Genomic DNA, 25373 nt, shown 5'->3' on the forward strand with positions numbered 1-25373 from the left:
AAGACCGACACCCTGTCTCCAGGATAAGCACGCAAAGTGAAAAGCGGGTTCTTTCATTTGCTTAATCCATGAGCCAGCGAGCTGAACAAAGCAGTGATAATGTTGTCGGATTGCCTGAGTTTCCATTAAAATGGATCGGATCGATATAAGCACACAAAGGGGGAAGTGCTTACTTATTATGAAACATAAACCACAAATGATGAAAATGCGTTGGTTGGGTGTAGCAGTGCTGTTGTCACTGTATACCTCATCTGCACTGGCCTTTAACATCGATGATGTCGCAAAACAGGCTAAATCGATGGCGGGCAAGAGCTACGAAGCGCCAAAAAGTAACCTGCCCTCCGTTTTCCGCGACATGAAATACGCGGACTATCAGCAGATCCAGTTCAATCACGATAAAGCGTACTGGAACAATATTAAAACCCCGTTCAAGCTTGAATTTTACCACCAGGGTATGTACTTCGACACGCCGGTTGCCATCAATGAAGTGACGGCGACCGCGGTACGTAAAATCAAGTACAGCCCGGATTATTTCAATTTTGGCGATGTGCAACACGATAAAGACACGGTGAAAGACCTCGGCTTCGCAGGCTTCAAGGTGCTTTACCCGATTAACAGCAAAGATAAAAACGACGAAATCGTCAGCATGCTTGGCGCCAGCTACTTCCGCGTGATTGGCGCGGGGCAGGTGTACGGGCTTTCTGCGCGCGGTCTGGCAATTGATACCGCGCTGCCATCAGGTGAAGAATTTCCACGTTTTCGCGAGTTCTGGATCGAACGTCCAAAACCAACCGACAAACGTCTGACAATTTATGCGCTGCTGGACTCCCCTCGTGCGACAGGCGCTTATCGCTTCGTGATCATGCCAGGGCGTGACACGGTGGTTGACGTGCAGTCTAAAGTTTACCTGCGCGATAAAGTGGGCAAACTGGGCGTCGCGCCGCTGACCAGCATGTTCCTGTTCGGGCCGAATCAGCCGTCTCCGGCGACTAACTTCCGCCCTCAACTGCATGATTCTAATGGCCTTTCCATTCATGCTGGTAACGGCGAGTGGATCTGGCGTCCGCTGAACAACCCGAAACACCTCGCCGTCAGCAGCTTTGCGATGGAAAACCCGCAGGGCTTTGGTCTGCTGCAACGTGGCCGTCAGTTCTCCCGCTTTGAAGATCTGGACGACCGCTACGATCTGCGCCCAAGCGCCTGGGTTACACCGAAAGGCGACTGGGGTAAAGGCAAGGTTGAGTTGGTTGAAATTCCAACCAATGATGAAACCAACGATAACATCGTGGCGTACTGGACACCGGATCAGCTGCCTGAAGCCGGTAAAGAGATGAACTTCAAGTATGCGATCACCTTCAGCCGTGACGAAGACAAACTGCACGCACCGGATAACGCGTATGTGATGCAGACGCGTCGTTCTACGGGGGACGTGAAGCAGTCCAACCTGATTCGTCAGCCGGATGGCACGCTGGCATTTATCGTGGACTTCACCGGGCAGGATATGAAAAAACTGGCGCCGGATACTGCCGTGACGGCACAGGCCAGCATTGGCGATAACGGTGAAATCGTTGAGAACGCCGTGCGTTACAATCCGGTCACCAAAGGGTGGCGTTTGACCCTGCGCGTGAAGGTGAAAGATCCGAAACAGACCACTGAAATGCGCGCCGCGCTGGTCAGTAACGATAAGCCGCTGAGTGAAACCTGGAGCTATCAGCTACCTGCCAATGAATAATACATCTGAATATATTGATGCCATGCCGCTAACGGACATTGAAAAAGCGGCACTCCCTGCGAGCGACATCCGCGCGGTTCACACCGCGCTGGATGGTGAACATCGTCACTTTTCCCGTGATGATGATACGCCGCTGGGGTCAGTGAAGGCACGTCTGGAGCAGGCATGGCCAGACTCGCTGGCAGAAGGGCAGTTAATCAAGGATGACGAAGGGCGTGACCAGCTACAGGCGATGCCGAAGGCCACGCGTTCCTCTATGTTCCCCGATCCGTGGCGCACCAACCCGGTGGGTCGCTTCTGGGATCGCCTGCGTGGGCGTGACGTGACGCCGCGCTATCTGTCACGTCTGACCAAAGAACAACAGGCGTCCGAGCAGAAATGGCGTACCGTGGGAACGATTCGTCGTTACATTCTGCTGCTGCTGACGCTGGCACAGACGGTTGTCGCCACCTGGTACATGAAAACTATTCTGCCGTACCAGGGCTGGGCATTGATTAACCCTGCTGACATGATTGGCCAGGATATCTGGGTCTCCTTCATGCAGCTGCTGCCGTATATTTTACAGAGCGGCATCCTTCTGCTGTTTGCCGTGCTGTTCTGTTGGGTCTCCGCCGGGTTCTGGACGGCGCTGATGGGCTTCCTGCAACTGCTGATGGGGCGTGACAAATACAGCATTTCCGCGTCGACGGTCGGGGATGAACCCCTCAATCCTGAGCACCGTACCGCGCTAATCATGCCTATCTGTAACGAAGATGTTGACCGCGTATTCGCCGGGCTGCGTGCCACCTGGGAGTCCGTAAAGGCGACCGGTAACGCGGCGCATTTCGACGTCTACATCCTGAGCGACAGCTACAACCCGGATATCTGCGTGGCAGAGCAAAAAGCCTGGATGGAGCTGATTGCTGAAGTGCAGGGCGAAGGGCAGATCTTCTACCGTCGTCGTCGTCGTCGTGTTAAGCGTAAGAGCGGGAACATCGATGACTTCTGCCGTCGTTGGGGTAACCAGTACAGCTACATGGTGGTACTGGATGCGGACTCCGTGATGAGCGGCGACTGCCTGAGCGGGCTGGTCCGTCTGATGGAAGCCAATCCGAACGCGGGTATTATTCAGTCCTCGCCAAAAGCGTCCGGTATGGACACGCTGTATGCGCGCTGCCAGCAGTTTGCGACCCGCGTCTACGGGCCGCTGTTTACTGCCGGTCTGCACTTCTGGCAGCTGGGTGAATCTCACTACTGGGGCCACAACGCCATTATCCGCGTGAAGCCATTCATTGAGCACTGCGCCCTGGCGCCGCTGCCGGGTGAAGGATCGTTTGCCGGGTCCATTCTGTCGCATGACTTTGTGGAAGCCGCGCTGATGCGTCGCGCAGGGTGGGGCGTCTGGATTGCCTACGATCTGCCGGGCTCGTATGAAGAGCTGCCGCCGAACCTGCTGGATGAGCTTAAGCGCGACCGCCGCTGGTGTCACGGTAACCTGATGAACTTCCGCCTGTTTCTGGTGAAGGGGATGCACCCTGTTCACCGTGCGGTGTTCCTGACGGGCGTCATGTCCTATCTGTCTGCGCCGCTGTGGTTTATGTTCCTGGCACTCTCGACCGCGTTGCAGGTTGTGCATGCCCTGACGGAGCCGCAGTACTTCCTGCAACCGCGCCAGCTGTTCCCGGTGTGGCCGCAGTGGCGTCCGGAGCTGGCGATTGCGCTGTTCGCGTCGACCATGGTGCTGCTGTTCCTGCCTAAGCTGCTCAGTATCATTCTGATCTGGTGTAAAGGTTCGAAGGAGTACGGTGGTTTCTGCCGCGTAACCCTTTCACTGCTGCTGGAAGTGCTGTTCTCGGTCCTGCTGGCACCGGTGCGTATGCTGTTCCACACGGTATTCGTGGTGAGCGCGTTCCTGGGATGGGAAGTGGTGTGGAATTCACCGCAGCGTGACGATGACTCTACGCCATGGAGTGAAGCCTTTATGCGCCACGGCTCTCAGCTACTGCTGGGCCTGGTGTGGGCCGTTGGTATGGCCTGGCTGGATCTGCGTTTCCTGTTCTGGCTGGCGCCAATCGTCTTCTCGCTGATCCTGTCGCCATTTGTGTCGGTGATCTCCAGCCGATCTACGGTGGGCCTGCGTACCAAACGCTGGAAGCTGTTCCTGATCCCGGAAGAGTATTCTCCGCCGCAGGTGCTGGTGGATACCGATACCTATCTGGAGCAGAACCGCAAACGCACGCTGGATGATGGCTTTATGCACGCCGTGTTTAACCCGTCATTCAACGCGCTGGCAACCGCGATGGCGACTGCGCGTCACCGCGCCAGCCAGGTGCTGGAGATCGCCCGCGATCGCCACGTTGAGCAGGCGCTGAACGAGACGCCAGAAAAGCTTAACCGCGACCGTCGTCTGGTGCTGTTGAGCGATCCGGTGACGATGGCACGGCTTCACTACCGCGTGTGGACTTCTCCGGAGAGATACTCTTCGTGGGTGAACTACTACAAGGACGTGAAGCTGAATCCGCTGGCCCTGAAGACGAAGTAAGTTGTTAAGTAGGGCGGGTAAGCGAAGCGCCACCCGCCAAATAAAATACCGGCTGTGAGGCCGGTATTTTTTTAGAGGTAAGAAATGAAAGTAATCATCGTCGTCATGATGGCATGCCTGCTCAGCGGCTGCGGCAGCATTATCAGCCGCACCATCCCCGGACAGGGCCACGGGAATCAGTACTACCCCGGCGTACAGTGGGATGTCCGCGATTCCGCATGGCGCTATCTCACCGTGCTCGATCTGCCGTTTTCACTCATTTTCGACACGCTACTGCTGCCCATCGATGCCAGTCACGGCCCCTACGAGTAGCGGTGACTTATCGCTCGTCCCATTCGTCCGCTGCGGCCTGACCCTCTTCGGTATCCAGCGGCGGTTCGAGCTGAAACTCACCTTCATCCCATTCATGCAGCGTATTTTCTTCCAGCCACTCCTGACGTAACTCAATTTCGTCATAGTCGCCGTCGAATACCGCCTGCGCACCTTCACCACTCAGTATCGGCAGACATTCTCCGTCTTCACCTTCATCAGCAAAGAATTCGGCCTGCCACATAATATCGCCGTCCTGTAGGACGTATTTTTGGATATTGAGTTGTTGCACGTCAGCATCTTCTTCCTCAATGCCGGGATTATCGGCGAGGAACTCTTCGCGAGCGGCATCAATTGCTTCTTCCAGCGTACTATAGAATACATATTCTGTATCGGACATAATGAGTTCCTCAATGATTATGTTTATCAAATGTATAGGTGCATGAATGCGAACTGTCAAAGCCTACATCTATAGTAGGGTATCGAGTTTGCAGCAGGTTGATGCTTTTGGCTTAGAGCGCCAGATTAGTACAGTATTAGACTTCCTCGAAAACGCTAAATTACCCGCTGAATTAGGGTATCAGCTTGATCCAGGCAATCATGAAGTACTGGAAAGTGATAAAGGCTTGTCAGGCTACGCCGGACACAACTTCACGAAGGGCTCATTGGGGCGGTTCAAGGAACGTGTAAGATCAGAAGAAATTACTGAAGGTTGTTTGCTGATCGAGAGTGTTGACAGGTTTTCCAAGAAGCAGGGCTATGATGCAATCGATGAGTTTACTTTTCTGATCAAACGTAACATTGATATTGTTGAAGTTGAAACGGGGCAAATCTACAGCTATAAGCTCGATCACAAGTTATCTGCATTATCCACAAGTATTGAACGTGCTCACCAGGAATCGAAGCGAAAAGCCCGTATTAGTATGAAGTCATGGAAGCATCGCAAAGAAGCATCTTTAGCAAATGGGGGAGCTTTAAACAACAACACACCAGATTGGTTGTCACTCAGTACTGATAAACTATCATATGAGATTGACTATCACAGAGTAGAAACTATTAAACGAATCTTTCAGATGTATCGTGATGGGTACGGGGTGACTCATATCGTCAAGGTACTCAATGATGAAGGTAACAGGTACAACGGCATAGGTTGGAACACTGTCACTGTATATAACAAATTACGTGATCGTCGTCTTAATGGCTTTCTTGAGGGTAAGTACAAAACCATACCAAAAAAAATAAATGAAATTACTAATGAAACCGAAAAACGAATTTTAGAGAATTTAAAGATCAAGAAAGAAGCACACGATAATGCTAAGCGTATCTATCCGGTAGTTGTTGATGATGATCTTTTTCTAAAAGTCCAATCATTGATGGATAGGAATGTTTCAAATAAAAAGCAAAGAAGCACTACAACAAAACAACGGAATTTATTTAACGGCCTAACTAAATGCTATGAGTGCGGTAGTCCTATGATCGTTCAGAGTATGTCTAATGGGTGGTTACGTTGCTATAGACAACGTACTAAAGATGAAAAGTGTAATTCAAAGATGCTAAGGTACAGCGTTACCTACTCGTCGTGAACTCCTCGTAGTATTGGTTAGAAACGTTCCTTTTTTCTCGCTGTACTCGAAAAGGCGGAAGACGTTTCTTCTCGCTTTGCTCGATAGGTGTTAGTACAGCAAGTGAAGTACCTAAAATGAATTGGTAAGTACGAAATGCCCCGCCAGTTTCACACCTCTCGCTCCGGTCATTTCCCCTTACTATGATGCCATTTGATAACTACATAAAGTACTGGATCAAGTGTGCAATTTTTGTGTACAAAGAGGTACTTAAGAGAGGGATAACATGAACAGAAAACAATTTATCCAGTCGCATGGTGCTACTTGTAGTAACTGGAATTGGAGTTGGTCATTTGTTAATCACGACAAGAAAATGGTGATCTTTGGTGCTTGGGATGTTCAGAAAGAGCAAGAAAGATCAGTTATACTAAGGGAGCGGTGGAAAACCAAAGTAGTTGATGGTAGGACAAGAAAAAATCTGGGATACATTCAAGCTATTGAACACATCCGGTTGATAGCTGAAGGTTATGATCTTTTCACGTTTGATATGGAGCAGGGGCGAAACGATGAGGATAGAGATGTAGCTGTTATCAAACGTTTTACCCCTAAACTTGAAAAGCGTTACCTTCGAAAAGAAGGTACTGTCTGGTATGCAGACTTCTTACCTAATCTGTTTCCTGATGAAATTACCTCACCTGAAAACTTCGCTGAAGGTGCAAAAAAGCAAGTTACAGTAAACTCCTACGAACGTGATCCAAAAGCACGGCAGGCGTGTATTGACCATCACGGTACTTCTTGCAAGTGTTGTGGGTTTGACTTTGAGAAAGTCTATGGCGAACACGGTAAAGGATTTATACACGTTCATCATATCAAACCACTGCATACAGTAGGTGAGAACTATGTAGTAAACCCGATTGAAGATATGGTTCCCCTTTGTCCAAACTGTCATGCAATGATACATAGGGGAAGTGAAGTCTTAAGTGTCGAAAGATTAAAAATAATAGTTGAGAAAAAATGAGCATATTAACAGTAGCAGCTAAATACAAAGATGTGTTAACTATTTGTTTTTCTGTACTTTCATTTATCATAGCATGTACTTCCTTATTTTTTTCAGGTCGAACGGCATGGCATGATAGATCAAGATTGAAAATTACAGGGCGAGTTGTATACGAACCGGTTTACGAAAAGGCTTATAAAATTGAAGTGACCGTTCTTAATGTTGGTAGGCGTGATGCTGTATTAGAAGGGATTCTATGCCATTATGAAGGGAATAATACCAGACATATTTTTGAAAAAAATGGTTTTATACTTAAAGAAAAGCAAAGGGAAAGGTTTCAAATCGAATTCAGGGATTTAGTAATTACAGATGATGATGGCAATGCTTATGAGTTAGAAAACATTACCGTATTAGATGTTGAAGGGAAAGAGCATGACATTCCTAACTCAAAAAATATTATTTCAAAGTTTTCAAAAAATGCATAATATATCGAAAATAAAGATAGCTAAACAAATACGATTGAATGACATAGCATTCTTATGAAATAAGATAATTTAAGTTGATTTTTAGACTCACTACATTTAGGAGGCTATTTGTTTAGATAGCATATGTTAGAATCGTTATATGCAAAGAGCAGGGAAAAGAAAATGCAAATAATGAGGATGACATACGACGATATTGATAATAATGGCTACGCCAAATTACACGTCTATGGAATAGGAACTTTCTCGGTTTTTAGTGGGCAAAACCCATATACCAATGATCCAAACTGTGCGTACTTACCAAACAGTGCAATACCTACTGGACGGTACTGGTTAGTTGATAGGCCAACTGGCTCTACATTGAATAAGATCCGGGCCTGGGGCGTTGATACAATCACAGGTAATGACCACTCCGAATGGTTTGCACTCTTCAGTGCTCAAACCATGACAGATAGTATAATGATTAACGGTGTATCTCGTGGTAGCTTCCGGTTACATCCACTCAGGCCAGATGGTTCTGGTTTCTCAGAGGGGTGTATTACATTCGTCAATCGACCCGATTTCTATACTGTACGTAGTCAGTTGCTCCGTACTAAAAAGGTTAAAGTACCAGGATCAAGGACTGGAGTGATGGCATATGGTTATGTTGATGTACAAGGGGGGAGCGACTATGCGAAGTGCAGGATTCGTTAAGAATGCGGCCATATACAGTATCTGTATTGTCTTTGCATGGTGGCTATCAAGTTTCGGTAAGCCTCTCAATGGACTAACTCAATGGGTTATGGATACCACCTATAGTACTTTCGGTTCTGGCCTGAGTGGTTCATATGAAGCTGATGCAGATCCGGTAAGGTTCATCGCCTTAATCCTGATGGTACTTATCTACGCTACCATACTGTTCTTGGTCGCACGCTTAGTACTAAGAAAGTTTCAGGCCAATCGCTAATACCTCATTTTATTTAGTATTGTGCTGGACTGTTTATAGGGATTTTACATCTGACTCAGACGAATTAGATGCACGTATTTCTACCGTTGAAACGAAAGTTGCTTTGATGGATCAGTCTCTAACTTCGCTTGAGCAGGAACAAGATCAAATGAAGAAGACATTAAAAAACTTAGAAGATAGTGTACATATGCTTGATATTAAAATTGAGCGTGTAATTACAATGCTTAAAACGCTAAAAAATAAAAAGCCCCATCAGGGGCTTTTATGCTTAACCTAAGCTATTCTTCTTAAACTTCATTACTTTTTTGTTGTATCGGATTTCACAATTATCAAATCTTTTTCTTGTTGCAGCTTCAATCTCATCACATTTTTTTCTAACTGATGCTTCTGTTGGATTTGAATTCTTCATAAGGTATAAAATTGTTTTGATAGTACTATATTTGTCCTTAGTATTTGCACAGGCATAATATAGATTAAAGATGTTTTCTTTTCTAATGAAGTCTTCAGTGTTTTTGTGATGTTTGTTAAAAGAAGTCTCTAATTCTGAGAATTCGGAAATGCTTTTTACGTAACTTTTCAATTTTGGCGTTCCAAGTTCATCTATTTTTTTTGAACAGGCCTCGTTGAAAATAGATTGCAAGCTCTCAATTTTCCCTAACAAACTTTTAATTTCTTGTTGAGACGGCAAGGGTGGAAAAGTACAGAGTTTTTCAATATACCAATTACTCGTCATTCCCTTTTCACCACGAGTATGACGCAACACATCAATATATAAATCCCAATTTTGTGTTCTTTGGGCTTGATAAAGATAAGTAAGTACTATGTCAGGAAAGCCTTTATATAAATAATTGATTTTATTTTTTATGTTGTGAGTTTCTTTCAATAAATTAGCGTACGTAGAAGATAAGGCTAAAAAATTATCTTTATAAGATATTAGTTTCTCTATGCTCTCACGCCTGTCAAGCTCAGCATCAATACGATTTCTTTCCTGTATATATTGCGTGTGCTCACCAAAGTACTTATCCCCACAAATGCCTCCAATTAAACCTTCATATCCAGTATCATCAACACCAAGATATCCATGCTGATGTTTTTGACCACAGTTCCCATGCTCGGTTTTTACCTGGCACTTCACACTCTCACTAAGATGATAGCGTCCTACAAGAGAACGAAAACTTTTAACAGTAATTTCTAAATCAGAAGAAAAATTAGGGCGTGAGGTAATTTGTTCTATTGATGCAAAAGATTCTGAATTATCTGCCATTACATTTCCTTATCTTTGCGTACTGTTTGGATGAACAGCTTGTGAGAATATACACCCCTAATAGGGAGCTTTCAATGACGTATGAAGTATAAGGTTATAGGTGAAGCGTGTTTAAAACGAACCCGGGGATTTTGAAAGGACGGACTGATACAGCCGAAGGCTAAAGTACGTACTTATGACCGTAAATGTAATGACATAAAACATCTATGTATTTTACTTTACGCTGCTTCCAGCGTGGCGTACATGGTCATTGGTGTCTCCCTGTTTTTCGTGAAGGTATTCAGGGAAAGAATAGCTGATTATATGATTGTGCAAGTATGAATGCGTAAATTAGCCGTCACGATGTTGTGTTATGCGCGCCGGGCGTAGCGCCCGGGATAAGCTGAGCCAGGAATAAACAGCGTTGAACAGCACGACGCCTGCCGTCACGATAAAGACCGCCCGGAAACCGAAACTGGCCGAAACCCCCGCGCCGACCAGCGGCCCGGTGACGTTACCCAGATCGCGAAACGACTGGTTGTAGCTGAAAATACGTCCGGCAATCTGGTTGGTGGAGTTATAGACCAGCAGCGTCTGCACCGCCGGAAGCAACGCGCCGTCCGCTGCGCCCAGCAGAAAGCGCAACACGCCGAGCTGCCAGGGAGACTGCACCATCGACATGGGGATCAGCAGCAGAACGGAGAGGATCAGGGCGCAGATCAGAATTTTCTCCGGGCCGATGCGATCGCCCAGCTTGCCGAGCCGCGGCGCGCTCAGCAACGCGGCCACGCCGGGAACAGAGGCGATCACGCCGCTGATAAAGGCGATATTGCTGACGTTTCCCGCCAGATCGCGGACATAGAGCGTCAGAATAGGCGCGATTGAACCGGTGGCCACCTGAATAATCATGGTGGTCACAAACAGGCTCAGCACCAGCTTTGGGTTTTTCAGCGAGGCCAGCACATCCCGGGCGTGCAGCATCTCTTTTTTGGCTACCGGCGTGAAATTCTCGCGGATGCAGATAAGCGTCACGAGGAAGCAGAGAAACAGCACGCTGGCGGTAATGAAGAATACCGGCCGCAGTCCGTAGTGGTCGGCCAGCAGCCCGCCCGCCAGCGGACCCAGCAGTGCGCCGCTTACGCCGCCAGTGGAGAGCGTACCCAATGCCCAGCCGCTTTTATGGCGTGGGATTTGGGTTGCGATCAGGGCGTTGGCATTGGGGATAAATCCCCCGAGCAGACCCAGGAGCGCGCGTAATATCAGGAACTGCCAGACATTTTGCGCCACCCCCATCAACAGCATTATGATCGCCATGCCGAGCGCGGAGCGCAGCAGCATAATTTTGCGGCCTTTGCGATCCGCAAGCCCGCCCCAGAAAGGCGACGCAATGGCGGAGAACAGGAACGTAATGCTGAACACCAGGCCGGACCACATATTCAGTGCGCTATGGCCGGTGACGCCGAGCTGTTCAACGTAGAGGGGCAGGAAGGGCATTACCAGGCTAAAGGCGGCGCCAGTAAGAAAACAACCCAGCCATGCAACCGTCAGGTTGCGTTTCCAGTTTATGGGAGCATCTGTGGAGGACATAACTATCCGCATAATGAGGTGCAGGGCACCGTGACCAGTGAGGTAATAAGCCTGCTAATTATGCGCCTGGGGTATGATTGACGCAATGACGGGGAGCTTTTAAAGCTAAAACAGCTTGCGGCCCGGAAGACCGCATGCAGATTAATAACGAGAAGGGACGCCCTGAGGCCGGGTTTTGAAGCGGCGATGCAGCCACATGTACTGCTCGGGAGCGAGCATAATGCATTTCTCCACAATGCCGTTCATCCAGCGCGCGGTAGTTTCCGCGTCGTCGAGCGGCGGAGCGAGTTCCGGCTCCAGCATGATAAGCTGATAGCCTGAACCGTCCGGCTTACGGCGCGGCACAAACGGCACGATAGCCGCTTTGGACATCCGCGCCAACATCCAGGTCCCGGTGGTCGTCGCGGCCTCTTCCACCGCAAAGAACGGGACAAACACGCTGGATTGCGGGCCATAGTCATGATCCGGGGCATACCAGACCACTTCACCTGATTTGAGGGCGCGGATCATCCCTTTAAGGTCTTTGCGGTCGATCATGCTTTTATTCGAGCGCATGCGTCCGTTGGTCTGTATCAAATCGATCACCGGATTATCGTTGGGACGATAAACGCCAATACCCGGCGCCTGCATGCCGAACATGCGCGCGCCAATTTCGAGCGTCAGGAAATGAACGCCAATCAGCAGGACGCCAGTCTGGTTGGCCTGGAGATTATGCACCGGATCCATGCCGGTTCCGGCCACTTCCGTCCAGCGCGCCATGCGCTTATCCGACCAGAACCAGGCCATACCGGTCTCCATCAGTCCCATGCCGACAGATTCGAAGTTTTTAACCACCATGTCGTGACGCTCAGATTCGCTCATCTGAGGAAAGCAAAGCTCAAGATTTCGATACGCGATCCTGGCGCGACGCTTCATAAACTGTTGAGCAATGCGGCCCAGTCCTTTACCCATGCGGAAAATTACGGGATAAGGCAGCTGTACAATTAGCCACAACAAGCCAATGCCTGACCATGTTAACCAATAGCGTGGGTGTAAAAGCGCGGCAGTAAATTTCGGTAACTGGGTCATGTCTGTCCTGTGTTCTAACGTCCTGAAGGGCTATTGTCTCATTTTTTGAGGCATAGCCAAAATGTCTGTCATCGAAACATGAAAGAATATGCAAGTGTTAAGTCTGATTAATCAGGTTGACTGAAATGTAGCGTAAATTGTGTGGATGTAAATTGTCTTTGTTTGCTATATCATGCCGACCGATTTTTATTTCTCAACGATTGCAGGACTTGTACACCATGCCAGTGTTACACAACCGCGTTTCGAATGAGATGTTGAAAGCGCGTATGTTGGCCGAAACCGAACCGCGCACAACGATCTCTTTCTATAAATATTTTACCATCAACGATCCACAGGCGACCCGCGATGCGCTTTACCAGGCTTTCACCGCCCTGAACGTGTTTGGTCGCGTCTATCTGGCGCGTGAGGGTATTAACGCGCAGATCAGCGTGCCGGAAAGCAAAGTCAGCGCCTTCCGCGATCTCCTTTATGGTTTTGATCCGGCGCTTAACGGCTTACGCCTGAACATTGCGCTGGATGATGACGGCAAATCGTTCTGGGTGCTGCGCATGAAGGTGCGTGAGCGTATTGTGGCGGATGGCATCGACGATCCGAACTTCAATGCCGCTAATGTGGGGGAGTACCTCAAGGCCGCTGAAGTGAACGCGATGCTCGACGATCCGGATGCAGTGTTCATCGATATGCGTAACCACTACGAATATGAAGTGGGCCACTTCGAGAATGCGATGGAAATTCCTGCCGACACTTTCCGTGAACAGTTGCCGAAAGCGGTTGAGATGATGCAGGAGCATAAAGACAAAAAGATCGTTATGTATTGCACCGGGGGGATCCGCTGCGAAAAAGCCAGTGCCTGGATGAAACACAACGGTTTTAATAAAGTCTGGCATATTGAGGGTGGGATCATTGAATATGCCCGCCGCGCCCGCGAGCAGGGGTTACCGGTGCGTTTTATCGGTAAAAACTTTGTGTTTGATGAGCGTATGGGCGAGCGAATTTCAGAGGACGTAATCGCTCACTGCCACCAGTGCGGTACGCCGTGCGACACGCATACCAACTGCAAAAACGACGGTTGTCATCTTCTGTTTATTCAGTGTCCTGCATGTGCCGAGAAGTTTAATGGCTGCTGTAGCGAGCTGTGCAGTGAAGAGAGTATCCTGCCTGAAGAAGAGCAACGTCGTCGCCGTGCCGGGCGCGAGAACGGGAATAAGATCTTTAATAAATCCCGGGGCCGACTGAATACCAAACTGGGTATTCCGGACCCGGAGTAAAACATTGCCCGGCGGCGTAAAAGCCTGCCGGGCCTGTTTTATGACTTCTGCTGAACGCCTTCCACCGAAATAATCAGCTCTACATCCTGCGATGCCGGTCCTAAATCTGTGGTGATATTAAAATCTTTCAAATGAATTTTGCCGGCGGCTTCAAAGCCAGCACGTTTTCCGCCCCACGGATCGTCGCCCTGGCCGATTAATTTCGCATCCAGTGTTACCGGTTTTGTTACGCCGTTCAGCGTAAGATTACCGGTAATAGCGAGCTTATCACCGTCTTTCTTCACTTCTGTCGACGCGAAAGTAGCTTGCGGGAATTTGCCTACGTTCAGGAATTCAGCGCTGCGCAGATGTTTATCACGCTCGGCGTGATTAGTGTCGACGCTGTTAGTATTAATGGTGACGTTTACTTTATCGGCAGCAGGGTTTTTCTCGTCGAAACTAAATGTGCCATCGAAATCATTGAACGTACCATATAACCAGCTGTAACCCAGATGCTGAATACGGAAATTGACGAAGGCATGCTGGCCTTCTTTATCAATTTTATAGTCGGCGGCAATGGCCGAACCGGTGGTAAATAACAGCGAACCTAATGCGATACCCAACAGGCGTTTTTTCATTTTATGCTCCAGAGTCAACTGACGAACGGCCAAGCATGCGCTTCAGCGTATCGTCTTTATCAATAAAGTGGTGTTTCAGGGCCGCAAGGCCATGCAGAACAGACAGGATCACCACGCTCCATGCCAGCCACAGATGAACCACACCTGCGGTGTCAGCCTGTGAACCGGCGTCAGCCAGCGTGGCAGGGACGTCAAAGAGCCCAAACACGCTGATCGGTTTGCCGTCTGCGGTCGAAATGAGATAACCGCTGATCAGAATGGCGAACAGCAGGGCATAGAGTGCGATATGTGCGCCAACAGCGCTTATGCGGGTAAGACGGCCATGGCTTTTGGGGGCAGGAGGGGGCGGAGAGAGATGTCGCCAGATCACGCGAAAAACCAGACCCATCATCAGCAGAACCCCAATGCTTTTGTGCAATTCGGGGGCCTGATGATACCAACCGTCATAATAGCTTAATGTCACCATCCAGAGGCCGAGACCAAACATGGCATAGACAGCAAGTGCAAATAGCCAGTGTAAACACATGGATATTATTCCGTAGCGGCTGGAGGAGTTACGCCATTGCATATGAATTTCCGTTCTCAAATGACTGAGCAATAAAAATGGCCGGATTAATTAAATAATGCAACTGAAAAAAAGGAATAATGTTATTTAGTTATTTTATTTCAGCGAATTTGAATATGTTTCCGCAATGTATTTCAATCGCTTCGTTCAATAAATTTGAGATGACTTTTTATAAAAACTATAAGTTAAATAAGTTTAAAGGAGTGTCAATAAACGTCAGTGATGGTTTTCAGAAGAATACAATAAAGATGACGTCAACAATCGCCAGCAGCGACCAAAGGACAATGTAGAGCATGAAATGCTCGCGGATGTTATTGATAAGGTAATTCACCAGTCTGCGCATCATGATCCTCTCGCAAATCAGGCTCCGGTTATTCGGAGCCTGTAGCGGTATTATCGGCTAAAGCGCGAGAGCGCGAAGGGTTTGAGATCAAACGAAGGCGCAATCCCCTGAGCAAACTGGGCGGCGATTTCACCTAACACAGAGGCAAATTTAAACCCGTGACCGCTGAGCCCGGTTACGATCAGGGTGTTGTCGTGCCCAGGCAGGGTGTCGATGATGAAGTCTTCATCTGGCGTATTGTCATAGGTGCACGCTGCGCCATAAAGCAACCCGCCTACGCCCGGCAGAATATTACGCAGGAACGTGAAGGCTTCGGAACCATCCTGCGGATAGGCTCCGTACGGCTTGCGTTCTTCCGCAGAGGAAATTACCTGTCCGCCGTTATGTTTGCCAATCTTGAGCGCGTCTTTTTCCGAGGGGAAACCGTAGTACTGGTCGCCATTAGGTAACTCGCCCGTGAACGCCGGGAATTTGTTCTGGCTGCTGTAACGCCCGTCAGACTGGAACCAGGAGAAGACTTTGCGTACCGGCTGGATGGGCAGATCCGGCAGCAGTTTCGTCACCCACGTTCCCGCACTCACCAGCAGGCGCGTGGCGGTATATTCACCTTCAGACGTGGTGACGGTTGAACCCCCGGCATGGTGGGTGATACCCGTGACCGGACAGTTAAACAACTGCGCGCAGCCCGCTTTGGCGGCGAGATCAATCCAGGTCTTAATGGCCGTTTCGCTGTGCAGTACCCCGGGATTGGCTTCAAACAATCCAATGTAGTCTTCAGGGACAGAAATTTCCGGCCAGCGCGCCATTATGTCGTTCGCATCCAGACGCTCAACGTCCAGACGGTAGGCTTTCGCGCTCTCCTCGACCGTCGCCAGAAACGTGGAGTTGGCGGGCCCCAGATTAATAACCCCGGTGCGCTCAAAAATGCGTTCTTCGGTGAGTGCGGCCAGCTCATCCCACAGCGTCTGAGCCCGAAGCACCAGCGGTACATAGCGCTCACCTTCGCCGTAAGCGTGACGGATGAGACGGGTATCGCCGTGATGGCTTCCTTCAGAATGAGGGGGTAGGTGGGCGTCAATCATCAGCACATTCAGACCCGCCTGCGTGGCGTAATAACCGGCTGCAGATCCAACGGAGCCGCTTCCGATAATGATCAAATCGTATTTCATAGGCTTCTCTTTACTAACGCTTTGTTAGCAGAGTAATTAACTATGTAGGCTTATACAAGAGCGAAATAAATAAGGCACCGCGAGGGTGCCTGTTGAGTGAAAAGGGGCATAAGGTCAATGCCGTTTATACTCATTTTCCTGGTAGTCGCCAGATTCTATTTTTGCGATGCCTGCTTCCAAAATAGAAATAAACTGACGGGCGACGTCTGTTGTAAGCCACAGCGTCTGTCCAACTTCCGCTTCGTCACGGTTTAGCTGATTCGGGGTCTGGTAGTGCAAACGCAGCATCAGCGCATCGTAGCTGTCTACGGTGCTGATATCCCAGCCAACGAGTGGATGGGTCTGGATGACTTCATTATTCTTTTCCATTATAACCCCCTTAATGCGTGTTAGAAGACAACGACTTTGAGGTTCAATGCATGTTTTTCTGAAAGCTTTTTCAGTATATCAATTAATAAGGGTTCCGCAGGAAAAAATAAACGGGTAGCAACACATTTTTCTGCTTTTTAGGATTGTTCGAACAATAAAACGTCATCTTGTTCACGATTTTCTAAGAAGATACTGAAATATTTTGAACTTTCAGGAGACGAAACGAAAAAAAGCCGGGGCGACCCGGCAAAAAAACACAATGAGGGAGCAAATTTTAATCAGTGATAAACCAGTCGTCGGCGCTTTCCCATGTTTCCTGCAAAATTTCGCTGATGCGGTCTTTGTCTTCTTTCGCGCCGCCAATGACGGAAAGATGGTTTGCTGTCGCATAACGTACCGTTATGGCGCCATCGTTTTCAGGAAAAGTGCTGTTAATACGTCGGGATAGCTCACCCGCCAGAGCGTCGAGTGCGCCAGCAGGCAGGACGGTGGTTTTGGCAATGGTGACTTCAATACGCATAAATGCCCCCTGTGTAATATACTGTTTATTTATACAGTTATATTGGCGGTTTGACAACAGGGGGATGACAATTTTTTAGCTTTTTACCGTCCAGCTTACGGTTTCACCGGCCAGGAAGGGGATCAGCGTATCGTCGGTGAGCGCAATCGACGCTTCAACCTGGCTTTCTTTGCGCTCCAGCTCAATGAACGTGTCATTAACCGGCAGACCGTAGAAACGCGGGCCGTTAAGGGAGCAGAAGGCTTCGAAATGGCCTAACGCATTCATCTCGTCAAAGACGGTTGCGTAACTTGCCAGGGCGGTCGGGGCGTTAAAGCAGCCTGCACAGCCGCAGCTCGCCTCTTTTCGGTGACGGGCATGCGGGGCGGAATCCGTGCCGAGGAACGCGCGCGGGAAGCCGCTGGCGACCAGCTCACGTAGCGCCTGCTGGTGGATATTGCGCTTGAGGATCGGCAGACAATACAGATGTGGACGAACGCCACCCACCAGCATGTGGTTACGGTTAAACATCAGGTGCTGCGGGGTGATGGTGGCGGCAATCAATTCGTTTCCATCCCGGACATACTCTGCGGCATCTTTGGTCGTAATGTGTTCAAACACTACCTTCAGCCCAGGAAGACGCTGGCGCAGCGGCTCCATGACCGTTTCGATAAAACGCGCTTCGCGATCGAAAATATCAATGTCAGCGTGGGTCACTTCCCCGTGCACCAGCAGTGGCATCCCCAGTTTTTGCATACGCTCCAGAACGGGCATGATGGCGTCGATGCTCGTCACCCCATGGCTGGAGTTGGTGGTGGCGTTTGCCGGGTAGAGCTTCGCGGCGGTGAACACACCTTCGTTAAATCCGCGCTCAACCTCATTGGGATCCAGCGAGTCCGTCAGATAGCAGGTCATCAACGGAGTAAAATCGTGCCCGGCCGGAACGGCGTCAAGGATACGCTGGCGATAGGCGATCGCGGCCTCGACGGTGGTGACTGGCGGAACCAGGTTAGGCATAACAATCGCACGGCCATAAATTTCGCTGGTATACGGCACGACGGTTTTCAGCATGTCGCCATCACGAAGATGGATATGCCAGTCGTCTGGGCGGCGGATTTTGAGAACCTGGGATTGTACAGTCATGGAAGCTCCGGCTTGAAAGGGATCAGTCATAAGATGGCTGTTTTTGCCGGACACAAATCATAAGCGGAAACGTTTTCGTTTGCACACTATTCCGTTAAAAAAAACGGGCGCCTGAGCGCCCGGAGTATTTAGTCGGTGAAAGGAATGATGATTTCACCCGGTTTCACCTCTATCCCTTTGGCATATTTTTTCGCCAGAGATTCGCCCTTACTCTTGTCTTCGCTCAGAACGTAGGCGGGCTGCTGGTTGAAATAGTTCTGTAACGACTGGTTGAGATAAGGCATCAGCGTTTGCAGCACCGGTTTCATTTTATCCGGCGTGACGACCGCATCGACGATTTCCATCTCTTGCAGGAAAATTGCCCCTTTCTCTTTATTGAAGACCGGCAGCGCCTTGAGCTTCAGCTTGATATCCGCTTTCTGATTGCCGAAGAGCGAGGTCATGTCGAGGCTGGCATCGCCGGACAGGGTGACTTTGTTAGGCTCCTCGCGCCCAATCTGGCTGGCGAGATTCGTCAGGACGATATGTGCATCCGCAAGGCCGGGCACGCCGATATCTTTTGAAAAGTTATTATGTTTTTCCAGCGCCTGATTAATTTCCTGCTCACTGACGGTGTACTGCGTAAGCTGGTTACATCCCACCAGCAGCCCACTGACAATTAACGCAGCGGCAATAACGATCTTTTTCATGGTGTTCCTCAACATAAAATCGGCGCATCTGTCCTGATACGCCAGTATGTCAGGGTGATCCTGGAGAAACCAGCAGAAAAAACTGATAATGAAGGGAGGTAAATATCCTCCCCCAGAAGGTCAGGCGCCAGGTTCCAGCATCCCGCGGGTGCTGCGTTTATCACTGAACTGCCACCAGAGGGCAATCAGCGTCATAAAGCCGACCATACCGAGCATGACCCACGGCAGCTCCGGCTGATGGAGCGCTTTTCCGGCATCAAACAGCCAGCCGCCACCGGTGTAACCCAGCGCGCCGCCAAGCGCCAGTCCGAGACGGCTGAAGCCCATGTAGCTGCCACGGGCCCGGGCGTCGGCAAGTGACGCGCTCAGGGTTTCACGGGCCGGCTCGGCAATGATTGAGCCAATATAGAAGGTGCAAATCAGCATAAACAGCTGCTGGAGTGAGCTCACCAGGCCGATGGGCATCATGCTCAGCGTCATCAGCAACAGCCCGGCCATCAGACGGTGCTCAAGCCGGAAACGGCGCTCGCTCCACCGGGCAATCGGATAGAGCAGAGTCAGAGAAAGGCAGGCCTCAATGGCATACATCCATTTTACCGCCGCCGGCGTGCCGGCAATATCGTTAACCATAATCGGCAGCATCAGCATGACCTGCACGGCGAGCATGTAGTAGCCGGTCAACGTTAAAACATAGGTGACGAAGCGTTTATCGCTCAGCACGCGGTCAAGCCCTTCCCGCACCGGCGCTTTTACCGTCGACAGCTTCCATGCAGGCAGAAACAGACCGTTAAACAGCGCGCAGAGAATAAACAGCACCGCGCCGGTGGCGCAGACAAGGCGGAAATCGTATTGCAGCAGCCAGCTTCCCAGCAGGGCGCCCACTACCGCGCCAGCGCTGTCCTGCATCATCAAAATTGAGAAGAAACGACCCCGGTGTTGCGGACGGATAAGCTTAACCACCAGCGCGGTACGCGGTGGGTCGAAAAGGGTGCCGCCAATCCCGGAAAGGAAACAGGAGAACCACAGCAGCCAGGGGTCATGAGCGATTGCCATCGTGGCGAATCCCGCCGCACGTAATAGCATGCCGGTGACGATCATCGGTTTCGCACCAAAGCGGTCGGCTATTGCCCCGCCAAACACGCCAAGACCCTGTTGTACAAACTGGCGTAAGCCCAGCGCGATCCCGACCATTAGCGCCGCCCAGCCCATTTGATCGACAAAACGAATCGATATAAGTGGAAAAACGACAAAAAAGCCGAGCACGACCAGCATGTTATCGACGAGCAGGAAATATTTACCCAGGCTCCTGGCCTGTGATACGCGGGACATTTTCCCTCCAGGGAAAATAAAAGGTGAGCACGCTAATATTCTGCGGTGTCGCCGCGCTTTTTCACATACCTGCTGGCGACAATATTTTTTTATCAAAAAGGTGCTTTGATAGAGAGTTCTCATCGAAAAATGTGAAAAGCGATAAAAATGGTATGTCACTGTTTTCACAGAAGGCACAGGCGCAGGTATAGTAAAGCTAACAGGCAGAGCAGAAGCGACGGGAAGGAGTGGTATCGATGTTTGGCTATCGCAGTAATGTGCCAAAAGTGCGTCTGACGACGGACAGGCTGGTCGTTCGTCTGGTGCATGAGCGTGATGCCTGGCGTCTGGCGGATTATTACGCCGAGAATCGCCAGTTTTTAAAACCCTGGGAACCCGTTCGGGACGAGAGCCATTGCTACCCCTCTGGCTGGCAGGCGCGCCTCAGTATGATTGCGGAATTTCACAAACAGGGAAGTGCGTTTTATTTCGCGCTTCTCGATCCGGAAGAGAAAGAGATCGTTGGCATTGCCAATTTTTCAAACGTAGTACGCGGGTCGTTTCACGCCTGCTATCTCGGGTATTCCATCGGCCAGAAATGGCAGGGGCAGGGGCTCATGTTTGAGGCGCTGACGGCGGCGATTCGCTACATGCAGCGCACGCAACATATCCATCGCATTATGGCGAACTACATGCCGCACAATAAGCGCAGCGGCGATCTGCTGGCCCGCCTGGGGTTTGAGAAAGAGGGCTATGCCAAAGATTATCTGCTGATTGACGGCGAGTGGCGGGACCATGTCCTCACCGCGCTCACCACGCAGGAGTGGACCGCGGGTCGTTAAGGAGAAAAGATGAAATATCAGTTAAATGGCGCCGAAGCGCGCGTGATTGGCTGCCTGCTGGAAAAGCAGGTTACGACGCCGGAACAGTATCCTCTTTCCGTGAATGCCGTCACGATGGCCTGCAACCAAAAGACGAACCGTGAGCCGGTGATGAACCTTGGCGAGTACGAGGTGCAGGATATCCTTGATGAGCTGGTGAAGCGCCACTACCTGCGCACCGTCAGCGGCTTCGGTAATCGCGTCACTAAATATGAACAGCGCTTTTGTAATTCCGAATTTGGCGATTTAAAACTCAGCGCCGCAGAAGTGGCGGTTATCACCACGCTGCTGCTGCGCGGGGCGCAGACGCCGGGTGAACTGCGCACACGCGCCTCCCGCATGCATGAGTTTCAGGATATGCAGGACGTTGAACAGACGCTGGAGGGATTAGCCTCACGCGAGGACGGTCCTTACGTGGTGCGTCTGGCCCGCGAGCCGGGCAAGCGTGAAAGCCGCTACATGCACCTGTTTAGCGGCGACGTGGAGACCTCTACGCTGGCCGTCGAATCCGACACGCCAGCATCAAACGACAGCCTGACTGCGCGCGTGGCAGCCCTGGAAGACGAGGTTGCCGGGCTGAAGCAGCGTCTGGATGCTTTACTCGCACACCTGGGAGATTAACCGTGACTACATTACGCATTGGAGTGGTGGGGCTGGGCGGGATTGCGCAAAAAGCCTGGCTGCCCGTTTTAGGCGCCGCGTCAGACTGGACGCTGCAAGGGGCGTGGTCGCCCACTCGCGAGAAAGCAGAGCGCATCTGCAAAACCTGGCGCATCCCTTATGCTGGCTCACTCCAGGATTTAGCCCGTGAATGTGATGCGGTATTTGTGCATACCTCAACCGCGACGCACTTCCAGGTGGTGAGCGAGTTGCTGAACGCAGGCGTTCACGTCTGCGTTGATAAGCCGCTGGCGGAAAATGTGCAGGATGCTGAACGACTGATTGAGCTGGCCGCGCGTAAAAAGCTGACGCTGATGGTCGGCTTCAACCGCCGTTTTGCGCCGCTCTATCAGCAGCTTAAAGCGCAGTCCGGCTCGTTTGCCTCTCTGCGTATGGATAAGCACCGTACCGACAGCGTGGGGCCGAACGATCTGCGGTTCACGCTGCTGGATGATTATCTCCACGTCGTGGATACGGCCCTGTGGCTGAGTAACGGAAAAGCCCAGCTGCAAAGCGGCACGCTGCTGACCAACGAGCAGGGTGAAATGGTTTACGCCGAACATCATTTTGCCGTTGAGCATTTACAGGTGACGACCAGCATGCATCGTCGGGCGGGCAGCCAGCGCGAGTCCGTGCAGGCTGTTACGGATGGCGCGCTGTATGACGTCACCGATATGCGAGAGTGGCGGGAAGAGAAGGGCAATGGCGTGCTCGCGTTACCCGTTCCCGGCTGGCAGAGCACCCTGGAGCAGCGTGGCTTTGTGGGCTGCGCGCGTCACTTCATTACCTGCGTGCAGAATCAGACGGTTCCTGAAACGTCCGGGGAGCAGGCCATTCTGGCGCAGCGCATCGTGGAACGACTCTGGCGCGAAGCGATGTCGGAATAACTCGCTGTAACATCTGCCGATAGTAATTCGTTGAAATCCGGTTAGACTAAGCGCCGCTTGTTGGCTTTGCCGGGTGGCGCTTTCGCTTATCCGTCCTGGAAATCCGTAGGGTTGTGGAACTTCACGTTAATGAACTTATTAAAATCGCTGGCGGCCGTCAGCTCGATGACCATGTTTTCCCGCGTGCTTGGCTTTGCGCGCGATGCCATTGTGGCAAGGGTTTTTGGCGCAGGGATGGCGACTGACGCCTTTTTCGTTGCGTTCAAGCTGCCGAACCTGCTGCGCCGTATTTTTGCCGAAGGGGCTTTCTCACAGGCATTTGTCCCGATCCTCGCGGAATATAAAAGCAAGCAGGGCGAAGATGCCACCCGCGTCTTTGTGGCTTACGTTTCCGGTTTACTGACGCTGGCGCTGGCGATCGTGACCGTACTGGGGATGCTGGCAGCGCCCTGGGTAATCATGGTAACGGCGCCGGGCTTTGCCGACACGGCGGATAAATTTGCCCTGACGACGCAACTGCTGCGGATAACCTTCCCCTATATTCTGCTGATTTCGCTGGCGTCGCTGGTGGGTGCCATCCTGAATACCTGGAACCGCTTCTCCGTGCCGGCCTTTGCCCCCACGTTCCTTAACGTCAGCATGATTGGCTTTGCGCTGTTCGCCGCGCCGCATTTTAACCCACCGGTGCTGGCGTTGGCCTGGGCCGTGACCGTCGGCGGGGTGTTACAGCTTGCTTACCAGCTTCCGCACCTGAAAAAGATCGGCATGCTGGTTCTGCCGCGCATTAATTTCAAAGATGCGGGCGCAATGCGCGTTATCAAACAGATGGGACCGGCAATACTCGGCGTGTCCGTCAGCCAGATCTCGCTCATCATCAATACCATCTTCGCCTCTTTCCTGGTGTCGGGCTCGGTGTCCTGGATGTACTACGCCGACCGGCTGATGGAGTTTCCATCCGGGGTGCTGGGCGTGGCGCTGGGGACTATTCTGCTGCCGTCGCTGTCGAAAAGTTTCGCCAGCGGCAACCACGATGAATACTGCCGCCTGATGGACTGGGGTCTGCGTCTCTGTTTTCTGCTGGCGCTGCCAAGCGCGGTGGCGCTGGGGATCCTGGCGAAACCGCTGACGGTGTCGTTGTTCCAGTATGGAAAATTCACCGCCTTTGATGCCTCCATGACCCAGCGTGCGCTCGTAGCCTACTCGGTGGGGCTGATGGGGCTGATTGTCGTGAAGGTGCTTGCGCCCGGCTTCTATTCACGTCAGGACATCAAAACGCCGGTTAAGATTGCCATTGTGACGCTGATCATGACGCAGCTGATGAACCTGGCGTTTATTGGTCCGCTGAAACACGCGGGTCTGTCACTGTCGATTGGTCTGGCGGCCTGTCTCAACGCCGGGCTGCTGTACTGGCAGCTGCGTAAGCAGGATATCTTCACCCCGCAGCCGGGCTGGGCAAGCTTCCTGCTGCGTCTGGCGATCGCGGTAGTAGTGATGGCGGCCGCGCTGGTTGGCATGTTGTATGTCATGCCTGAATGGGCGCAGGGCACCATGCCTTACCGCCTGATGCGTCTGATGGCCGTGGTGGTGGTCGGGGTGGTGGCGTACTTTGCCACGCTGGCGGTGCTTGGCTTCAAGGTGAAAGAGTTTACCCGCCGCACGGTATAAACGCCAAAAGGGGAGTCACCAGAAGGTGCTCCCCGCTTCATGACATGCCGCTAGTGCGTCAAATCGAAATCTTTTTCCCGCCCGTGATACGTGCCGTGGCCGTTTGACCATCCGCACCGTACAGCCCCGGCTCTTTATAGGGCTTTAACACCTCAAGCGCCTGCTGATTACGGATAATCTGACCTTCCAGCAGCCAGCCGTTATGCTGGTTGAGATCGCGAAGATGCTGGGTTTTTTCTGTAATGGTCTGCCAGCGTTCGTTGATCTCATCATTGGCGCTGCGTTTCGTGTCTTGCTCAGCGCGTCGCTGTTTTTCCAGATAATCCAGGGTCGCCAGCAGCGAGCTTTTATCTTCAGTAATGCGTTGCAACGCGCTGCCGTTGATTTGACCAGAAGAGAGGTGGTGCTGTTCTGCGTCCATCACCGTTTTCAGGTCGTTCAGGACCACCGTCATCTGATCCAGTATTTCTGACAGTCGACTCATACGGTTAGTTACTCTGGAGGAAACTCTGTGCGTCCTGAATCAGCGCATCAGCGATTTTGCTGGTATCCATTTTCAGTTCGCCGTTACGGATAGCCGTTTTCAGCGCTTCAACTCGTTCCATGTTGATATCGCTGCTGCCTGGCTGCATCAGCTTCGACTGCGCATCGCTCAGCGTGACGCTGGTGCTGTTAGCCGTCGAGGTTTTTTCCAGACGCGTTTTTTGCGGGGCAGCCTCATTCGTTTCGCGAGGTTGTACAGTGCTAACCGGCTTCAGGGCTGATGTACGATCAATGCTCATAGTGTTGTCCTCATCGAGGGTTCGCGGCGTTTGCGCCTGACATCATCATTTGTTGAATATTTATCGGCAGTCGCCGCGAAA

Annotated in this window: 28 protein-coding genes; 13 read left to right on the top strand and 15 right to left on the bottom strand. The window is 51.1% G+C overall.

What is annotated here, in order from left to right; translation table 11 throughout:
* The first annotated feature begins 178 nt into the window (after window positions 1-178).
* From mdoG to ACNQ0T_RS08035, 3 genes are all read left to right on the top strand, one after another.
* Window positions 179-1732 carry a glucans biosynthesis protein MdoG gene (gene mdoG / locus ACNQ0T_RS08025; protein ID WP_032622136.1) on the top strand — a complete coding sequence of 518 codons (1554 nt, stop codon included), beginning with the start codon at window positions 179-181 and terminating at the stop codon, window positions 1730-1732.
* Entirely contained in the window at window positions 1725-4253 is a 2529-nt protein-coding gene (mdoH, locus tag ACNQ0T_RS08030) for a glucans biosynthesis glucosyltransferase MdoH (protein ID WP_022647707.1), read from the top strand. The genes mdoG and mdoH overlap by 8 nt, the downstream gene beginning before the upstream one ends.
* 84 nt (window positions 4254-4337) lie before the next feature.
* Window positions 4338-4565, top strand: a complete 228-nt coding sequence (locus tag ACNQ0T_RS08035; RefSeq protein ID WP_003858030.1) for a YceK/YidQ family lipoprotein — start codon at window positions 4338-4340, stop codon at window positions 4563-4565.
* Between the two features lie 7 nt (window positions 4566-4572).
* Here ACNQ0T_RS08035 and ACNQ0T_RS08040 read toward each other — a convergent pair whose 3' ends face one another.
* Window positions 4573-4962: a MysB family protein gene (locus ACNQ0T_RS08040; RefSeq protein WP_417929862.1), complete on the bottom strand. Its 390-nt coding sequence runs from the start codon at window positions 4960-4962 to the stop codon at window positions 4573-4575.
* 88 nt (window positions 4963-5050) lie between these two features.
* Here ACNQ0T_RS08040 and ACNQ0T_RS08045 point away from each other — a divergent pair, with 88 nt between their 5' ends.
* The 5 genes from ACNQ0T_RS08045 (at window position 5051) to ACNQ0T_RS08065 (ending at window position 8826) form a co-directional block, all read left to right on the top strand.
* Complete coding sequence (locus ACNQ0T_RS08045) at window positions 5051-6145, top strand: recombinase family protein (RefSeq protein ID WP_417929863.1); 1095 nt, start codon at window positions 5051-5053, stop codon at window positions 6143-6145.
* Window positions 6146-6410: 265 nt separating this feature from the next.
* Entirely contained in the window at window positions 6411-7142 is a 732-nt protein-coding gene (locus ACNQ0T_RS08050) for an HNH endonuclease (protein ID WP_105322633.1), read from the top strand.
* Window positions 7139-7606, top strand: a complete 468-nt coding sequence (locus ACNQ0T_RS08055) for a hypothetical protein (protein ID WP_417929864.1) — start codon at window positions 7139-7141, stop codon at window positions 7604-7606. Before ACNQ0T_RS08050 ends, ACNQ0T_RS08055 begins: the two co-directional genes overlap by 4 nt.
* Window positions 7607-7783: 177 nt before the next feature.
* Entirely contained in the window at window positions 7784-8296 is a 513-nt protein-coding gene (locus ACNQ0T_RS08060; protein ID WP_417929962.1) for a DUF2778 domain-containing protein, read from the top strand.
* A gap of 401 nt (window positions 8297-8697) precedes the next feature.
* Window positions 8698-8826, top strand: coding sequence for a hypothetical protein (locus ACNQ0T_RS08065; protein ID WP_417929865.1), 129 nt, complete (start codon window positions 8698-8700; stop codon window positions 8824-8826).
* On the opposite strand, the gene ACNQ0T_RS08070 is transcribed toward ACNQ0T_RS08065, so the two are convergent.
* The 3 genes from ACNQ0T_RS08070 to ACNQ0T_RS08080 all read right to left on the bottom strand — a co-directional run bounded on the left by ACNQ0T_RS08070 (window position 8818) and on the right by ACNQ0T_RS08080 (window position 12447).
* Window positions 8818-9813 carry a hypothetical protein gene (locus ACNQ0T_RS08070; RefSeq protein ID WP_417929866.1) on the bottom strand — a complete coding sequence of 332 codons (996 nt, stop codon included), beginning with the start codon at window positions 9811-9813 and terminating at the stop codon, window positions 8818-8820. The genes ACNQ0T_RS08065 and ACNQ0T_RS08070 overlap by 9 nt on opposite strands.
* Window positions 9814-10143: 330 nt before the next feature.
* Window positions 10144-11379 carry a multidrug efflux MFS transporter MdtG gene (gene mdtG / locus ACNQ0T_RS08075; RefSeq protein WP_023305851.1) on the bottom strand — a complete coding sequence of 412 codons (1236 nt, stop codon included), beginning with the start codon at window positions 11377-11379 and terminating at the stop codon, window positions 10144-10146.
* A gap of 141 nt (window positions 11380-11520) precedes the next feature.
* On the bottom strand, window positions 11521-12447 hold the full coding sequence (locus ACNQ0T_RS08080; protein ID WP_022647709.1) for a Kdo(2)-lipid IV(A) acyltransferase: 927 nt from the start codon (window positions 12445-12447) through the stop codon (window positions 11521-11523).
* Window positions 12448-12665: 218 nt separating this feature from the next.
* Here ACNQ0T_RS08080 and ACNQ0T_RS08085 point away from each other — a divergent pair, with 218 nt between their 5' ends.
* Window positions 12666-13715 carry a rhodanese-related sulfurtransferase gene (locus ACNQ0T_RS08085; protein ID WP_023299780.1) on the top strand — a complete coding sequence of 350 codons (1050 nt, stop codon included), beginning with the start codon at window positions 12666-12668 and terminating at the stop codon, window positions 13713-13715.
* Between the two features lie 38 nt (window positions 13716-13753).
* Here ACNQ0T_RS08085 and ACNQ0T_RS08090 read toward each other — a convergent pair whose 3' ends face one another.
* From ACNQ0T_RS08090 to mdtH, 9 genes are all read right to left on the bottom strand, one after another.
* Window positions 13754-14332 (bottom strand): YceI family protein, encoded by a 579-nt coding sequence (locus ACNQ0T_RS08090; RefSeq protein WP_022647711.1) that lies wholly within the window; start codon window positions 14330-14332, stop codon window positions 13754-13756.
* A 1-nt stretch (window position 14333) separates the two neighbouring features.
* The gene (locus tag ACNQ0T_RS08095; RefSeq protein WP_022647712.1) at window positions 14334-14900 is read right to left on the bottom strand and encodes a cytochrome b; all 567 of its coding nucleotides are present in this window, start codon (window positions 14898-14900) and stop codon (window positions 14334-14336) included.
* 226 nt (window positions 14901-15126) lie between these two features.
* Window positions 15127-15240, bottom strand: a complete 114-nt coding sequence (locus tag ACNQ0T_RS08100; RefSeq protein ID WP_022647713.1) for a YceO family protein — start codon at window positions 15238-15240, stop codon at window positions 15127-15129.
* 50 nt (window positions 15241-15290) lie between these two features.
* Window positions 15291-16409, bottom strand: a complete 1119-nt coding sequence (solA, locus tag ACNQ0T_RS08105; RefSeq protein ID WP_276349915.1) for an N-methyl-L-tryptophan oxidase — start codon at window positions 16407-16409, stop codon at window positions 15291-15293.
* A gap of 114 nt (window positions 16410-16523) precedes the next feature.
* On the bottom strand, window positions 16524-16778 hold the full coding sequence (bssS, locus tag ACNQ0T_RS08110) for a biofilm formation regulator BssS (RefSeq protein ID WP_023299782.1): 255 nt from the start codon (window positions 16776-16778) through the stop codon (window positions 16524-16526).
* Window positions 16779-17052: 274 nt separating this feature from the next.
* On the bottom strand, window positions 17053-17298 hold the full coding sequence (gene dinI / locus ACNQ0T_RS08115; RefSeq protein WP_022647715.1) for a DNA damage-inducible protein I: 246 nt from the start codon (window positions 17296-17298) through the stop codon (window positions 17053-17055).
* A gap of 75 nt (window positions 17299-17373) precedes the next feature.
* Window positions 17374-18420, bottom strand: a complete 1047-nt coding sequence (pyrC, locus tag ACNQ0T_RS08120) for a dihydroorotase (RefSeq protein ID WP_022647716.1) — start codon at window positions 18418-18420, stop codon at window positions 17374-17376.
* A 128-nt stretch (window positions 18421-18548) separates the two neighbouring features.
* Window positions 18549-19109 carry a lipoprotein gene (locus ACNQ0T_RS08125; protein WP_023305855.1) on the bottom strand — a complete coding sequence of 187 codons (561 nt, stop codon included), beginning with the start codon at window positions 19107-19109 and terminating at the stop codon, window positions 18549-18551.
* A 120-nt stretch (window positions 19110-19229) separates the two neighbouring features.
* Window positions 19230-20438, bottom strand: a complete 1209-nt coding sequence (gene mdtH, locus ACNQ0T_RS08130) for a multidrug efflux MFS transporter MdtH (protein WP_022647718.1) — start codon at window positions 20436-20438, stop codon at window positions 19230-19232.
* Window positions 20439-20674: 236 nt separating this feature from the next.
* On the opposite strand from mdtH, the gene rimJ reads away from it, so the two are divergent.
* From rimJ to murJ, 4 genes are all read left to right on the top strand, one after another.
* Window positions 20675-21259, top strand: a complete 585-nt coding sequence (gene rimJ / locus ACNQ0T_RS08135) for a ribosomal protein S5-alanine N-acetyltransferase (RefSeq protein WP_003858007.1) — start codon at window positions 20675-20677, stop codon at window positions 21257-21259.
* Window positions 21260-21268: 9 nt separating this feature from the next.
* Window positions 21269-21919, top strand: coding sequence for a YceH family protein (locus ACNQ0T_RS08140; protein WP_023305856.1), 651 nt, complete (start codon window positions 21269-21271; stop codon window positions 21917-21919).
* 2 nt (window positions 21920-21921) lie between these two features.
* Window positions 21922-22845, top strand: a complete 924-nt coding sequence (locus tag ACNQ0T_RS08145) for a Gfo/Idh/MocA family protein (protein ID WP_023305857.1) — start codon at window positions 21922-21924, stop codon at window positions 22843-22845.
* A 129-nt stretch (window positions 22846-22974) separates the two neighbouring features.
* Complete coding sequence (gene murJ, locus ACNQ0T_RS08150; RefSeq protein WP_063146116.1) at window positions 22975-24510, top strand: murein biosynthesis integral membrane protein MurJ; 1536 nt, start codon at window positions 22975-22977, stop codon at window positions 24508-24510.
* Window positions 24511-24568: 58 nt separating this feature from the next.
* Here the strand turns inward: murJ and flgN are convergent, their stop codons facing one another.
* The gene (gene flgN, locus ACNQ0T_RS08155) at window positions 24569-24994 is read right to left on the bottom strand and encodes a flagella biosynthesis chaperone FlgN (RefSeq protein WP_022647721.1); all 426 of its coding nucleotides are present in this window, start codon (window positions 24992-24994) and stop codon (window positions 24569-24571) included.
* A gap of 4 nt (window positions 24995-24998) precedes the next feature.
* Complete coding sequence (gene flgM, locus ACNQ0T_RS08160; RefSeq protein ID WP_003858002.1) at window positions 24999-25292, bottom strand: flagellar biosynthesis anti-sigma factor FlgM; 294 nt, start codon at window positions 25290-25292, stop codon at window positions 24999-25001.
* Window positions 25293-25373: the final 81 nt, after the last annotated feature.

Origin of the sequence: Enterobacter cloacae complex sp.6700776 (genome assembly GCF_048284255.1) — a bacterium.
GTDB lineage: Bacteria > Pseudomonadota > Gammaproteobacteria > Enterobacterales > Enterobacteriaceae > Enterobacter > Enterobacter intestinihominis.